The following is a 14,735-nucleotide window of genomic DNA, read 5'->3' on the forward strand; positions in this document are numbered from 1 at the left end:
ATACCCGATAAAAACTCGCCGCCAGCAAGCCGATCTTTTAAAATAATCCGCAATACTAACATTCACTTAGGCTCTTATGTCCAGCCCCCGCTTTTTCTCCGATGTGCCATTGACCAGCAACAGCTCGATCACCCTGCCAGCCACCGCCGCCAACCATGCTATCAAGGTACTGCGCCTGCAGGTGGGCGATGCCCTGCGTTTATTCAATGGCGATGGGCATGATTACAGTGCCGAAATCGAAACAATCCGCAAAAATGAAGTCATCGTAAAAACCGGGCAGGCTGTCGCCGTCAGCAATGAGTCCAGGCTGAAGATCACATTGGCACAGGGCATTTCAGCAGGCGACCGCATGGATTTCACGATACAGAAATCGGTAGAGCTCGGCATTCACGCCATTCAGCCCATCAGTTGCCAGCGGAGTGTGGTGAAGCTCAACGGCGACCGGGCAGACAAGCGTCGCGAACACTGGCAAAACGTCGCCATCTCGGCCTGCGAACAATCCGGCCGCGCCTTTCTGCCCGAGGTCGGGCAAGCAACCTCGCTGGCAAAATGGCTGGCAAGCGCCCCGCCGTTTGCTACGCGCATTACGCTAGACCCGCTGGCAAGCTCACGCCTGCAAGACCTCCCTATCCCCCAGGGCCCCATATGCCTGCTGATTGGCCCCGAGGGCGGGCTGACCAGCGAAGAGATTGCCATGGCCGCCTCTCAGGGCTTTACCGGAGTGCAGTTAGGCCCGCGCATCCTGCGCACAGAAACCGCCGCCCTTGCTGCCTTGGCTGCCATCAATACAGTATGGGGTGATTTTTAAGCCACAAAAAACCGGAACACCAGCCAGGCATTCAGCGCGGAAATCATCAGAAACAGAAACCACGCCAGCGCCTGACTCATCCAGCCGATGGCAAATTCCCCCATCACCTTGCGGTTGCTGGCGAGCCGCATCAATGGGTAAATGGCAAACGGCAGCTGAAAGCTCAGCACCACCTGACTGAGCACCAGCAACTTGCCCACTGCCCCCTCACCCCACAACGACACCCCGATAAACGCGGGGATGAGCGCCAGACCCCGGGTAATCAGACGGCGTTGCCAGCAGGGAATCTTGAGATCAAGAAACCCTTCCATGATCACCTGCCCCGCAATCGTACCGGTCAGCGTGGAGCTTTGCCCGGCCGCCAGCAAGGCCAGGCCAAACAACACGCCAGCAGCGGCTGTACCCAATACCGGACTCAGCAACTGGTGGGCATCCTGAATATCGGCCACATCACTGTGGCCGTTGGCGTGAAAAGCCGCGGCCGCCAGCACCAGAATCGCCGCATTGACGAAAAAGGCCAGGCTGAGCGACACCACGGTATCAATCGTAGAAAGCTGGATGGCCTCGCGCTTGTCAGCCGGACGATCGCTCACCACGCGCGTCTGCACGATGGAGGTATGCAGGTAGAGATTATGCGGCATCACCGTCGCCCCCAGAATGCCGATGGCAAGGTAAAGCGCCTCAGCATCGTGCAAGGCGGCGCCCGATGGCACCAGGCCCGCAGCAGCAGCGGCAAAATCGGGCCCCACCAGCCAGAGTTGCACCACAAAGCACAAGCTGATGGTCATTATCAGCCCCAGCACGATTGCCTCCACCTGACGGAAGCCTTTGCCCTTGAGACCGAGGACTATCAGCGTATCAAAGGCCGTCAGCACCACCCCCGTCAGAATCGAGCAGCCAAACAGCAGATGCAGCGCCAGGGCCGCGCCCAGCACCTCCGCCAGATCGCAGGCAATAATCGCCAGCTCCGCCATGGCCCACAAAGTGAGATTGACCGGCCGACTGTAGTGCTCACGACACAAGCGTGCCAGATCGCGACGGCTGGCGATGCCCAAGCGTATGCATAAGCCCTGCAGAAAAATGGCAATCAGGCTGGAGCTTAAAATCACGAAAAGCAGCGCATAGCCATATTTGGAACCAGCCTCGATATCCGTTGCCCAATTGCCCGGATCCATATACCCCACTGCGACCAGAAGACCGGGGCCAGCAAATTTCAGCAGCTTTTTCCAGAAGGGTAGCCCAGGGGCCAGTTGAACCGTGCCACGCACTTCGGACGGACAAAAAGGCGCTGTGGCCGTGCGCGGCAGTCGGGCAAACAGGGATCTGATCATGAAGCCACCGATATTGATGTTATTGGAATGAAGGTGAATCAAGGCTGTTTATAGCATCGCCTTTGCCGCTCGGCAAGACAGACCCATTTCATTAATTGCAAATTACGCAAAATTTATATAAAGTCTGCGCATTACATAAAAGGACACCGCCATGTCACTGGGCCAAGCCATCCGCAAACGGCGCAAAACACTCGCGCTCACCCTGCAAACCCTCGCAGCCAATGTAGGCACGGACAGCGGCAACCTCTCCCGCATCGAGCGCGGGGCGCAAGGCGTTTCCGAGCCCATGCTGCGCAAGCTTTGTCATGCGCTGGACTGCACACCCGCCCAGCTATACGCGCAAGCCGACACGGCCACCACCCCCGCGACGACACCGCGCCCCATGCAGCACCCCCAGGATTTTGTGCGCTGGTTCCGCTCGGCCGCGCCCTATATTCACGCCTTTGGCGGCCGGACCTTTGTGATCGCCTTTGGTGGCGAAGTCGTTGAAGACGGACAGTTTACCGCCCTGTCGCATGACCTCAACCTGCTCGCCAGCCTGGAAGTGAGGCTGGTGCTGGTGCATGGCGCCCGGCCCCAGATCGAATCGCGCCTGAAGCGCGCCCGCATCGAAACCCGCCTGGTCAACGGCCTGCGGGTGACCGATGCGCAAGCCATGGAAGCTGTAAAAGAAGCCAATGGCGCCATTCGGGTAGAAATCGAGGCCCAGCTCTCCATGGGCATCGTCAACTCCCCGATGGCTGGCTCGGATATCCGCGTTGCCAGCGGCAACTTTGTCACGGCACGACCACTGGGCGTGCGCGATGGCGTCGATTTGCAGCACACCGGCACCGTGCGCAAAGTCGATGCGATTGGCATCCAGAAGCGGCTGGACGACGGCGAATTGGTGCTGCTGTCGCCGCTGGGTTACTCCCCAACCGGCGAAGTGTTCAACCTGACGCTGGAAGACGTGGCCGTGAGCGCCGCCGCCGCCCTGGACGCAGACAAGCTGATCTTTCTGATGGATGCCAACGGCGTACACAACGTGCGCGGCGAACTGCTGCGTGAAATGACGGCGCTCAAAGCCAAGAACCTGCTGCGCAATGTGGAAAACAACACGCAGGGCAGCGGCGCACAGAATTTCAGTGAAGATGAAGCGTATTACCTGCCCGCCGCCGTACGCGCCTGCGATCAGGGCGTAGCCCGCACGCACCTGATCAGCCGCCATATTGATGGTGCGATTCTGCAGGAGCTGTTTACCTATGACGGCATCGGCACCATGGTGACCGAGCAGCCGCTGGAATCCATGCGCGAAGCAGAAATCAGCGATGTAGGCGGCATATTGCAATTGATCGAGCCACTGGAAGCCGAAGGCGTGCTGGTGCGACGTGGCCGTGAACGGCTGGAGATGGAAATCAGCCGCTTTCATGTCATGGAACACGATGGCCGCATTATCGGCTGCGCGGCGCTTTACCCTTTCCCGGAAGAAAAAACCGCAGAGCTCGCCTGCATGGCGGTGCATCATGCCTATCGCCGTGGCGGACGTGGCGACCGGCTGCTGCAATACTGCGAAAGCATTGCCAAAGAGCAAGGCCTGAAATCGGTATTTGTCCTAACCACCCATACCGAGCACTGGTTTGAAGAGCGAGGATTCATCGAGCGCGATGTGAATGCCCTGCCGCAACAGCGGCAGCAGCTTTACAACCTGCAACGCCGCTCCAAGGTATTTACCAAGCAACTGTAAAAACCAGGCCGCATGGGCGGCAAAATAGATACGGATGGGGGCTTGAAAACAAAAAGCCCGATCCCATTAATGACAACAGGAACACAATTCCCAACCTCATTAAAGGAGATTAAACATGGCCAACCTTACCCGTTTCGATCCCTTCACCGTCAACGCGCTGGATCCGTTTGACGATGTCTTCAAGGGCTTTTTCCGTCCAGTCAGCGCTGAGCGCTCCGCCGTATTGAAAATTGACGTGCAAGAACACGACGACCATTACACCGTGCATGCTGATCTGCCCGGCGTAAAAAAAGAAGACATCCACGTCACCATTGATGGCAATCGTGTGGCCATCAGTGCGGAATCCAGACGCGAACAGGATGTCAAGGAAGGCGGACGACTGCTACGCAGCGAACGTCACTACGGCAAACTGTCGCGCAGCTTTGAGCTGGCGAATGAACTTGATGACAGTCGCGCCGAAGCCCAATACCGCGACGGCGTACTGCAACTGACGCTGCCGAAAAAAGCGGCAACCAGCGCCAGAAAACTCACCATTAATTAACGTAAAGCAGCAGTTACCCAGGTAATCACAAGTTGCCTGCCCCAGCCCCGACCCACCGTCGGGGCTTTTCTTTTCTCAGGACTTTCTGCCCATACATGCATTCAGATATCCCCCGCTGACATGGGCAGGTCTCAGGCTAGGACAATCCGCTGACATTCCCCTGGTCATCAATATCGATACGATGGGCAGCGGGTTCGGCTGGCAGGCCGGGCATGGTATTCACGCCATCGCAAATCAGCACAATGAATTCCGCGCCAGCGCACAGCCTGGCCTCGCGCACCGTCAGCGTATGGCCGGCAAGCACCCCGCGCTGCGCCGCATCTGTGGTGAAAGAATAGGGGGTTTTGGCTACGCAGATAGGGTAATGGCCATAGCCGGCATCTTGCCAGGCTTGCAGCTGCGCCTTCACCTGCGCCGGGGCGGCAATATCCGCAGCGCCATAGACTGCCGTCGCGAGCTTGCGCAGCTTCTCCCACAAGCTGTCTTCATCGGCATACACCAGGCGCATCGTGGACTCAGCCGCTGCCAGACGCACCACCTCATGCGCCAGCATTTCCGCCCCGGCACCCCCATCGGCCCAATGCGTGCATAGCACCACCTTGACGCCCTGCTCCGCCATGCAGGCCTGCACCAGCGCCAACTCGGCCTCGGTATCCTGCGAAAAACGGTTCAGCGCGATCACACAGGGCAAACCGTAATGCGTACTGACGTTCTCCACATGCTTCTGCAGATTGGCAAGGCCCTGCTTGAGGGCTGACAGACTCTCCTGCGGCAAGGCAGAGAGAGCTTGCCCGCCGTGGTACTTGAGTGCGCGTATAGTCGCCACTATCACGCATGCATGCGGCCGCAAACCGCTCTTGCGGCATTTGATATCGATGAATTTTTCGGCTCCCAGGTCGGCACCGAAGCCGGCTTCGGTGACCACATAATCACCATGCTGCAATGCCAGTCGCGTCGCCACCACCGAGTTGCAGCCATGGGCAATATTGGCAAAGGGGCCGCCATGTATCAGGGCCGGAGTATGTTCCAGCGTCTGCACCAGATTGGGTTTGATCGCTTCTTTCAGCAATACGGCCATGGCGCCTTGCGCCTGCAATTGCCCTGCCGTCACCGCCTGGCCATCGGTGCGATAGCCCACCACAATATTGCCCAGCCTGCGCTTGAGATCGGCCAGCGAAGAGGCAAGGCACAGAATCGCCATGACTTCGGAAGCCACCACGATGTCAAAGCCGTCTTCACGCGGATAGCCGTTGGCCTTGCCGCCCAGCCCGACCACGACATGGCGCAAGGCGCGGTCATTGGTATCGAGCACGCGGCGCCAGGTAATGCGCCGCACATCCAGCCCGAGCGCATTGCCTTGATGCAGGTGGTTATCGATGAGCGCTGCGAGGAGATTGTGCGCCGCTGCAATCGCAGCAAAATCGCCAGTGAAATGCAGATTGATGTCTTCCATCGGCATGACCTGGGCATGACCACCACCCGTCGCTCCACCTTTCATGCCGAATACCGGCCCCATAGAGGGCTCGCGCAAACAGATGCATACCGATTTGCCTATGCGCTGCAAGGCATCGCCCAGGCCTATGGTTGTAGTTGTTTTGCCTTCGCCAGCCGGGGTCGGGCTGATGGCACTGACCAGTATCAGCCTGCCCTGCCTGGCGTCCATAGGCACGGGCAGTTTGTGCAGATTGATCTTGGCCTTGTGGGCGCCATACAACTCCAGCGCCTCGACAGGCAGCCCCAAACGGGCCGCGATGTCCTCCATGGGAAGGATGCTGGCCTGTTGCGCAATTTCAATATCGGACGTCATCGCCATACCCCTTGTTTTTTAGAAGATTACACCATCTCAAATGCAGCCGTTCAAGGTAAAATGCACAGCATTGCCAACGCCGAGACACCACATGCTGAACGACACCACCTCCGCGCAAAAAGCCCAGACCCTCGCGGAAGCCCTGCCCTACATCAAACGCTTTTTTGACAAGACCATTGTCATCAAATACGGCGGCAACGCCATGACCGACCCGCACCTCAAGGAATGCTTTGCCAGCGATGTCGTGCTGCTCAAGCTGGTCGGCATGAATCCCGTCGTGGTGCATGGCGGCGGCCCGCAAATCAACGAGCTGCTGGACCGCCTGGGCAAAAAGGGCGAGTTCATCCAGGGCATGCGCGTCACCGATGAAGAAACCATGGATATCGTGGAAATGGTGCTGGGCGGTCAGGTCAACAAGGAAATCGTCAACCTGATCAACCGTAACGGCGGCAAGGCAGTGGGCCTGACCGGGCAGGATGGCAACTTCATCCACGCGCACAAGCTGATGATCCCCAACAAGGACAAGCCGGACGAAATGATCGACATTGGCCAGGTCGGGGAAATCAGCGGCATAGACCCTAGCCTGATCCAGTTCCTGGATAGTGGTGACTTTATTCCGGTGATCGCGCCGATCGGCGTGGGCACGGAAGGCGAAACCTACAACATCAACGCCGATGTCGTGGCTGGCAAGCTGGCCGAAATCCTCGGCGCAGAAAAACTCATTTTGCTGACCAATACACCTGGCGTACTGGACAAGGAAGGCAATCTGCTGACCGGCCTGACCCCCAAGCAGATTGACGATCTGGTGGCCGATGGCACCCTTTCCGGCGGCATGCTGCCCAAGATCAGCTCAGCGCTGGATGCCGCGCGCAGTGGCGTCAAATCGGTACACATCATCGACGGCCGGGTGGAGCACGCCCTGCTGCTGGAAGTGCTGACCGATGAAGGGGTGGGCACCCTGATCAAGGCAAAGTAAAGCCAGACGCCCGCTTTGCGCCCTATCTGGATCTTTGATCTGGACGACACGCTGCACGACGCGTCCGCCCATATCTTCCCGCACCTCAATCGTGCCATGACGCAGTACATCATGGACACCCTGGCGCTAGGCGAGGCGGAAGCCCATGCCTTGCGTCAGCGTTACTGGCGTATTTATGGCGCCACGCTGAAAGGGCTGATGCGGCATCATGGCACTGACCCTTACCATTTTCTGGTACGCACCCATGAACTGATGAACCTGCCTGACATGGTGGTGCATGCCAAGCGCCTGCGACATGCCCTGCTGCGCCTGCCTGGGCGCAAAGTCGTGTTCACCAATGCGCCCATGCAATACGCTCTGCGCGTACTCAAGCTGATTGGCGTGGAAGACATGTTCGAGATTGTGCATAGCGTCGAGTCCACGCGCTTTCACCCCAAGCCTTCCGTGCGCGGTTTTCAGAGTTTGCTGCGCACCCTGCACGCCCATCCCGGCCAGTGCATCATGGTCGAAGATAATCTCCCCGCCCTGCGTACCGCACGTCGCCTGGGCATGAAAACCGTGCACATCACACGTCGTTTGCACAAACCATGTTACGTATCTGCCAGACTAAACAGCGTGTTAGCGCTTACTCGTCACACAATATAGAAACAGCAGGCAGTCAGCTATTTCACTCAGCGACGTTTTCCCCTAAAATCCGCTAACCTTATTACCTAGCAAGGATGAGCAATGGCTGGAGAACGCAAACAACAGATTCTGGAAACGCTGGCAAAAATGCTGGAAACGCCCAAGCGCGAAAAGATTACCACCGCCTCTCTGGCTGCTCGCCTGAATGTGTCTGAAGCGGCGCTTTATCGCCACTTCGCAGGCAAGGCGCAGATGTTTGGTGGCCTGATCGAATTCATCGAGCAAACCCTGTTTGGCCTGATCAATAAAATCACCAGCGAAGAAACCGAAGGCATGAAGCAGGCACAGCGCATTGTGACCATCCTGCTGCTGTTCGCGGAAAAAAATCCCGGCATGACACGGGTACTGATTGGTGACGCGCTGGTGAATGAGGATGACGCGCTGCAAACCCGCATCAATCAGTTATTTGATCGCATTGAGTCCACGCTCAAGCAAAGCCTGCGGATTGCAGAAACCCAGACTGGGCGTGAACTGCAACCCGAAGCCAAGGCCAATCTGATGCTGTGTTTTGTCGTGGGTCGCTGGCAGCAATTCGCCAAGAGTGGCTTCAAGCGCAAACCCATGGAATTCGTACAGCAGCAACTCGGGCTGCTGATCAACTGAAACAGAGGTTCAGTCGGCACAGACGCTCTGTTAACAGAGATAATAAAAAAGGCGGAACATGTCCGCCTTTTTTATTATCCGAACCGACAGCCTGACTACATTCGCGAACGGCGATAACCTACAAACATCAGCAAGCCCAAGCCCGTCAGCAGCATGACTGCCTTGGGCTCAGGAACTGGCCGCAAAGCCAGCTCGGTGGACTGGGCAGGCGCGGCTGGTGCATCAAAACCGATATTGCTATCTGCCATGGCCGTCATGGAAAAGCGGTCGGCCCGGCCAGTATCAGCCATAGCCAGCAAGGTAGCAGTGTTGGCGGTCAATGCCACCGGTTCACTGATGCTGAAGTTGGTTGTGACTGCCTGATTGCCAGGCATTTCCGCTGCTTGTGCCGCGTGGTTGAGAGAAAGACCAACAACCGCGGCGATCAAGGAAGTACCAAGTGCTCGTTTCATGGTGCAGACTCCTTAAGTTACGTTTGGTGTAACTAAAGCAATCCGCGTGCCAACTTGCATAAAGCATAGGTTTCTGGCAAAAAATCGTCAAAAAGCGTTTAAATGCGGCGATTTATAGCATTAGCCAGTTGGCGTTCGAGCTGGCATGCACAAAGCACGATCAATATGCACCAGATGCATGCCTGATACGCAACAATCTGCGTGCATGCTGCTTGCAAGTGCCGTGGCTATTGGCTTCCATTGAAGGTGTAGCGAATGACAGGCAGCGTATGCCTCAGTCGCCGCGACTGAAAGTGTCACCGCATGGTGACGTTTTTCAGGAATGTCGGACAGCCAATACTTCCTGCAAGGCACTCAGCCTGGCGGCAAATACCGCACTTTTGATCTCTTCGGGATGGGAAAACTGTCGGGCAATGGCGCCAGCATCCACCTGCATCACGGCTTGCAGCAGCTGCTTGAGATAAGCCGCTTCAGGAAAAGCTTTGTGTTCAAAGCCAGCACGGCCGCGCGAATCGCACTCGCAAGCCTTAAGAAAATCGTCAAACCGCGTCGGCTGACGCAAGGCATCCAGCTCCTGCAGAAAGTGCAGCAGGGTATCCGGCCGCATGGCGTTAACCTGATGCACCTTGCCATGAAACCTGGCCACCAGCTGCGCAAGCTCGCGGCAATCGTTGGGCACGCGCAGGCGCTTGACCACATCCTTGAGCAGATCCACGCTGCGCAGCTCATGGCCAATATGCCGTGGCCAGATATCCGGCGGCGTGGTGCCCTTGCCCAGGTCATGCGTCAAGGCGGCAAAACGAACTGGCAATGAATAGCCTTGGCTGGCCGCATAGTCAATCACCATCATGACATGCACGCCCGTGTCGATTTCGGGATGATGCTGGGCTGGTTGCGGCACGCCCCACAGGCGATCCAGCTCGGGAAATATTCTCTGCAAGGCCCCGCAGGCACGCAGCATCTCAAACATGCGTGAAGGCTTAGCCTCCATCAGGCCCTTGGCCATCTCCTGCCAGACCCGCTCAGGCACCAGGGCATCGACCTCGCCATCGGCGACCATCTGCTGCATCAGGGCCAGGGTTTCGGGAGCCAGGGTAAACTCGGTAAATCTTGCGGCAAAACGTGCGGCTCGCAGGATGCGCACCGGGTCTTCGGCAAATGCCGGACTGACATGGCGCAATATGCGCGCCTCCAGGTCCGCTTTGCCATGGTAGGGATCAATCAGGCTGCCATCCTCAGCGCGGGCGATGGCATTGATGGTGAGGTCGCGTCGCGCCAGGTCTTCTTCCAGCGTGACATCAGGGGATGCATGCACCTCAAATCCTTTGTACCCCTTGGCGGTTTTGCGCTCGGTGCGGGCTAGCGCATATTCTTCGTGGGTATCCGGATGCAGGAAGACAGGAAAATCCTTGCCGACACGACGAAAACCAGCCGCCTCCATTTCTGCCGGGGTGCTGCCGACCACGACATGATCCTGATCCTGCACGGGCAGGCCCAGCAGTGCATCACGCACGGCTCCGCCCACGACAAAGGTTTGCATGCCCACCAGGACCTAGCGACCGGCCAGGCCACGAAAACGGTTATAGGCGTTGCGTGGCGTGTCATTGGTCAGGTATTCAGGCACCACCGCTTCCAGCGCGGTAGGCGTGACGCCCAGCACAGCGGGGAAAGGTGCACTGGTCACGCTATCCACTTCCATGGAGCTCAGGTTGTCACGCGTCATCAGCTTGACGGGCATTTTTTCCAGCGCATAGGCCTGCAGGTAAGAAAGCTTGTCGTTAAGCCCGACCACCATGCGCTTTTTGCCCAGCACAAACGCAACGAACAGAATGAGCTCTTTCATGGTGTACACGCGTGGGCCGCCCAATTCATATACCTGACCAAAGGTCTCGGCATTTTCAATGGCATTGGTAAATGCCTGCGCTACATCTTCCACCCATACGGGCTGAAAGCGTGCCTGGGGTTTCGCCAGGGCGACCACAGGCATGAGCTTGACCAGGCTGGCAAACAGATTGAGAAAGCTGTCATTGCGGCCAAAAATGACCGATGGCCGGAAGATGGTGACATTCAGGCGATCCGCATTGGCCAGTACGGCCGCTTCGCCTTTTGCCTTGGAGCGCAGATAGACACTGGGCGCATCGGGCGCCGCCTGGAGGGCGCTCATGTGTAGCAGGCGACAGACACCCAGCTTCACACACAATTGCACCAGGCGGCTGGGCAGCTCGGCATGCATGGCCTCGAAGCTGGCTTTGCGGCTCTCATGCAGTATGCCTATCAGATTGATCACCCCATCACAGCCTGTCAGGTGCGTACGCAAGGCCTGATCATCCATGACATCGCATTCCACGACTTGCACATTGGGCAGCAGGATCAGGTGTTTGCTGGCTTCACGCCGACGCGTCAGCACCTTGACCAGATAACCGGCCGCACTCAAACGGTGAACAATTGCGCTACCGACAAAGCCAGAACCACCGAGTACACATATTTGTTTTATTTTCATGCTTAGTTTTCCGCCTCTTCCGTCGTCATTACCCCTCCGCCGCCGCCCACTGTGCCGAGCCGCTGCTTGAGGCTTAGTATTTTAGTGCCCAGGCGATGCGCATAATAATAAGCATTGCCCATGACCTTCTGCACATAGTTGCGCGTCTCGCTGAAAGGAATGGTTTCGGCATAAATCGCCCCCTCCAGCGGTTGATCCGCCATCCAGCGCCGGGCGCGCCCCGGTCCTGCATTATAGGCCGCGGTTGCCATCAGGGATTGCCCGCCCATCAGATCCAACGTGTAACGCATATAGTAAGTCCCCAGCTGCACATTGGTATCCAGCTGGTGAATCATGGTGTTCTGATAGTTATCCAACCCCATGCGCTTGGCGATCCATTTGGCAGTGGCAGGCATCACCTGCATCAGGCCGGAGGCACCTACGCCGGATTTGGCATAGTGCATGAAACGGCTTTCCTGACGGGTCAGACCGTAAATCCAGGCCTCATCCAGCCCCTGTTCCTTGGCAAAACCGCGCACGATTTCGCGATAAGGCGTGGGATAGCGCAAGGAAAAATCATGCGTGCTGGTGGTCTTGTCGGCGGTAATAATCGCGAGGTCATACCACTCCTGCTTCGCGGCCAGCTCGGCAGCGGCAATCATCTGTTTGTCATCAAAGCCGGTGGTCGCTGCCGCCCACTCGGTGCGCGACTCCCAGCGCATGTCATAGCGCTGCAGTTCCATGGCCCGCTGTATCCCGGGCACGGCACTCACGGCTTCCACTTCTGCCGAGGTGGGGCGATAGCTGGCAGGCACCGCACTCAGCACGTCGCCCAGTTCGTCTTCCGCCAGCAAACCGTAATAGCTGCGCTCACGCGACAACGGCACCAGCAGGGCATTGGCCGCAGGGATCTGCTTTTGCTCTTTCAGCGCGCGGCCTTTCCAGTAACGCCAGGCGGCCTCCTGCTGCTGCGTGGCTGGCATTTCGGCAATGGTGTTCAGCAATCGTGGCCAATCGCTGACACGCAGCGCGGCACGGGCCTTCCAGGCCATCTGTTCCTTATCCAGGGCAGCCGCAGGCACGCGGTCATAAAAGCTCAGGGCGGCCGGGTCATGCCGACGCGCGGCATGCAGGGCTAACCTGCTCCAGAAATAATCCTGCTCGGCAGGCTCAAATGATGCTTGCAGCTTTTGCCACATATCCAGCGCATACAAGGGCTGCGTGCGCGCCAGACGGTCCAGCGCATAGAGATTGAGCTCACGGCCATAGCGGTTTTTCAGGCTGAGTGTTTTCTTTTCGAGCGCCTGCTGCGGATTCTGATAAGTCTTGTCCAATAATTTTAGGGCTGCGGCATCCATCGTCGATATACGCTGTGCCACCAGCTTGGCCGGGCTCACCTTGTTATCGGCCAACAGCAACCTGAACTTTTCCCAGATCAGATCATTGCTCAAGGCGCCATTTTTCTGCATGCGATCGTACAAGGCGAGGCAATTGGCCGGTTGCTCGGCGGTGCTCATCCAGAGTGTTCGGCCTTCCGCCAGGGCATCGCTATCGCCACGGATGGCGCGACCTTCCAGGGCATAACAGCTGACCCCGGCATCATCCCGCTTCAAGGCGGGGAGCTCATCAAAAAAGGTCGCCCACTCCTGGCGCTTGGCGAGGCCTTTGAGCCACTCGCCGCGCACGCGGTCGGCAAATGGCATATCGGCATATTGGGCGAGAAAAGTGCGTACGGTCTGGCTGTCCGACTGGTTGAGCCTCAGCAGCATCAACCAGTAATCGGCATAAGGGGCGAGCAGGTAGTCTTGTGCCTGCATCTGCTGCAAGTCACGTTCCAGGCTAAGATCATCCCGGTTTTTGTAGGCAATGCGGGCATCGTTGAACAACTCTTCATTGCTGGCAGCCTGTGCTGCAGGCACAAGGAGTGCAGACGCCGCCGTGGACACCATGAGCATGAAAGCAAAACTGAAAACTGCGGAGTACCGTTGCATGGGTAAAGCCTGTGTCGATTACTACTGAGAAAAGCATAGCACAGGGCTACTGGCTATGGGGCACGAATAGGACACGTTTTGCCACGCAATCCTGCGCGGACAAACCAGCCCTGGGCTGTGAGATTACACCAAGGAAATCAGAACAGGATAATGCGGCCCATGGCCATGATGACCGCCGCCACAAACAGCAAAACACCGGTGAACTTGATCAATTGCCAGGAAAAGCGAAGGTAGCGTTTATCGCCGGACAGCAGGTAAACCGCCATGGAAACAGCCACCGCGATGACCCCGATGACCAGTAAAAGTCGCAAGACCAGCATCAGGGATTACCCGGGATCAGGCGTATTGCAGGACAGGCGGCATGCCTATCGGTGCCTGGAAGCCGCTAGGCGCTTCTTCGGTACGCTCGAAAGTGGCATATTCCCACGCTTCCTGATCGGCCAGCAGATTGCGCAACAGCTGATTGTTCATGGCATGGCCGGATTTATAGGCGGTATACGCACCGATTACCGGATGCCCCAGAACATAGAGGTCGCCAATGGCATCCAGCACCTTGTGCTTGGCGAACTCGTCGTCATAGCGCAAGCCATCGTTGTTCAGCACGCGGTATTCATCCAGCACGATGGCGTTATCCAGGCTGCCGCCACGGGCCAGACCATTGGAACGCAAGTACTCGACTTCATGCATGAAGCCGAAAGTACGCGCACGGCTGATCTCCTTGATATAGGAGTTGTCAGCAAAATCGATCACAACGCGCTTGCCGCTGTGTTCAAACACCGGATGATTGAAATCGATAGTGAAATCCAGCTTGAAGCCGAAATAGGGGTCGAAGCGCACCCATTTGTCGCCATCGCGGACTTCCACTGTTTTCTTGATACGAATGAATTTCTTGAGCGCAGGCTGCTCGACTATCCCTGCCTGCTGCAGCAGGAAGACAAACGGACCGGCGCTGCCATCCATGATGGGCACTTCACCGGCGGTGAGATCCACCCGCACATTATCTACACCAAGGCCGGCCAGGGCGGACATCAAATGCTCGACGGTGGCTACGCGACTGCCGCCATGCTCCAAGGCTGAGCACAAACGGGTATCGGTAACGAATTGAGGCTGCACCTTGAATGCCGCCGTATCGGGCAGATCGACACGACGGAACACAATTCCGGTATCGGGCGCAGCCGGGCGCAAGGTCATCTCGACCTTGTCGCCTGTATGCAGCCCGACGCCGGTGGCGCGGATCACGGTTTTCAGTGTGCGTTGTTTCAACATGATTTCTTACACCCTGGGTATACAACCCGTTAATACTTGGGCCGCAGCATTAAGCACTGCGGCATTAACCTCAA

At 57.5% G+C, this 14,735-nt stretch carries 14 protein-coding genes; 6 read left to right on the plus strand and 8 right to left on the minus strand.

Annotation, left to right across the window (positions count from 1 at the left end; translation table 11 throughout):
• The first annotated feature begins 76 nt into the window (after positions 1-76).
• Positions 77-808, plus strand: coding sequence for a 16S rRNA (uracil(1498)-N(3))-methyltransferase (locus ACWWD9_RS11780; protein ID WP_455867120.1), 732 nt, complete (start codon positions 77-79; stop codon positions 806-808).
• On the opposite strand, the gene ACWWD9_RS11785 is transcribed toward ACWWD9_RS11780, so the two are convergent.
• On the minus strand, positions 805-2,139 hold the full coding sequence (locus tag ACWWD9_RS11785; protein WP_455867121.1) for an Nramp family divalent metal transporter: 1,335 nt from the start codon (positions 2,137-2,139) through the stop codon (positions 805-807). The two genes, ACWWD9_RS11780 and ACWWD9_RS11785, sit on opposite strands and share 4 nt — an antisense overlap.
• A 151-nt stretch (positions 2,140-2,290) precedes the next feature.
• Between ACWWD9_RS11785 and argA the strand changes: the two genes are divergently transcribed.
• Both argA and ACWWD9_RS11795 read left to right on the plus strand, forming a co-directional pair.
• Positions 2,291-3,862: an amino-acid N-acetyltransferase gene (gene argA, locus ACWWD9_RS11790; RefSeq protein ID WP_455867122.1), complete on the plus strand. Its 1,572-nt coding sequence runs from the start codon at positions 2,291-2,293 to the stop codon at positions 3,860-3,862.
• Positions 3,863-3,977: 115 nt separating this feature from the next.
• Positions 3,978-4,403, plus strand: coding sequence for an Hsp20/alpha crystallin family protein (locus ACWWD9_RS11795; protein ID WP_013441304.1), 426 nt, complete (start codon positions 3,978-3,980; stop codon positions 4,401-4,403).
• Positions 4,404-4,539: 136 nt separating this feature from the next.
• Here ACWWD9_RS11795 and ACWWD9_RS11800 read toward each other — a convergent pair whose 3' ends face one another.
• A complete protein-coding gene (locus ACWWD9_RS11800) occupies positions 4,540-6,210 on the minus strand; it encodes a formate--tetrahydrofolate ligase (protein ID WP_455867123.1) in 1,671 nt (556 codons plus the stop codon).
• A gap of 91 nt (positions 6,211-6,301) precedes the next feature.
• Here ACWWD9_RS11800 and argB point away from each other — a divergent pair, with 91 nt between their 5' ends.
• The 3 genes from argB to slmA all read left to right on the plus strand — a co-directional run bounded on the left by argB (position 6,302) and on the right by slmA (position 8,473).
• Entirely contained in the window at positions 6,302-7,186 is an 885-nt protein-coding gene (gene argB, locus ACWWD9_RS11805) for an acetylglutamate kinase (RefSeq protein ID WP_013441302.1), read from the plus strand.
• Between the two features lie 15 nt (positions 7,187-7,201).
• A complete protein-coding gene (locus ACWWD9_RS11810) occupies positions 7,202-7,831 on the plus strand; it encodes a pyrimidine 5'-nucleotidase (protein WP_159356425.1) in 630 nt (209 codons plus the stop codon).
• A gap of 81 nt (positions 7,832-7,912) precedes the next feature.
• Entirely contained in the window at positions 7,913-8,473 is a 561-nt protein-coding gene (slmA, locus tag ACWWD9_RS11815; RefSeq protein WP_015829376.1) for a nucleoid occlusion factor SlmA, read from the plus strand.
• A gap of 95 nt (positions 8,474-8,568) precedes the next feature.
• Here the strand turns inward: slmA and ACWWD9_RS11820 are convergent, their stop codons facing one another.
• The 6 genes from ACWWD9_RS11820 to lpxC form a co-directional block, all read right to left on the minus strand.
• The gene (locus ACWWD9_RS11820) at positions 8,569-8,925 is read right to left on the minus strand and encodes a PEP-CTERM domain protein (RefSeq protein WP_455867124.1); all 357 of its coding nucleotides are present in this window, start codon (positions 8,923-8,925) and stop codon (positions 8,569-8,571) included.
• A 316-nt stretch (positions 8,926-9,241) separates the two neighbouring features.
• Positions 9,242-10,465 carry a multifunctional CCA addition/repair protein gene (locus ACWWD9_RS11825; RefSeq protein WP_455867125.1) on the minus strand — a complete coding sequence of 408 codons (1,224 nt, stop codon included), beginning with the start codon at positions 10,463-10,465 and terminating at the stop codon, positions 9,242-9,244.
• A gap of 12 nt (positions 10,466-10,477) precedes the next feature.
• Positions 10,478-11,425: a complex I NDUFA9 subunit family protein gene (locus ACWWD9_RS11830; RefSeq protein ID WP_455867126.1), complete on the minus strand. Its 948-nt coding sequence runs from the start codon at positions 11,423-11,425 to the stop codon at positions 10,478-10,480.
• A 2-nt stretch (positions 11,426-11,427) separates the two neighbouring features.
• Complete coding sequence (locus ACWWD9_RS11835) at positions 11,428-13,395, minus strand: transglycosylase SLT domain-containing protein (protein WP_455867127.1); 1,968 nt, start codon at positions 13,393-13,395, stop codon at positions 11,428-11,430.
• 137 nt (positions 13,396-13,532) lie between these two features.
• Positions 13,533-13,715 (minus strand): hypothetical protein, encoded by a 183-nt coding sequence (locus ACWWD9_RS11840; RefSeq protein WP_013441295.1) that lies wholly within the window; start codon positions 13,713-13,715, stop codon positions 13,533-13,535.
• A 16-nt stretch (positions 13,716-13,731) separates the two neighbouring features.
• Positions 13,732-14,661, minus strand: a complete 930-nt coding sequence (lpxC, locus tag ACWWD9_RS11845; protein WP_455867128.1) for a UDP-3-O-acyl-N-acetylglucosamine deacetylase — start codon at positions 14,659-14,661, stop codon at positions 13,732-13,734.
• Positions 14,662-14,735 lie beyond the last annotated feature (74 nt).

The organism is Methylovorus sp. SPW-M1, assembly GCF_053848825.1.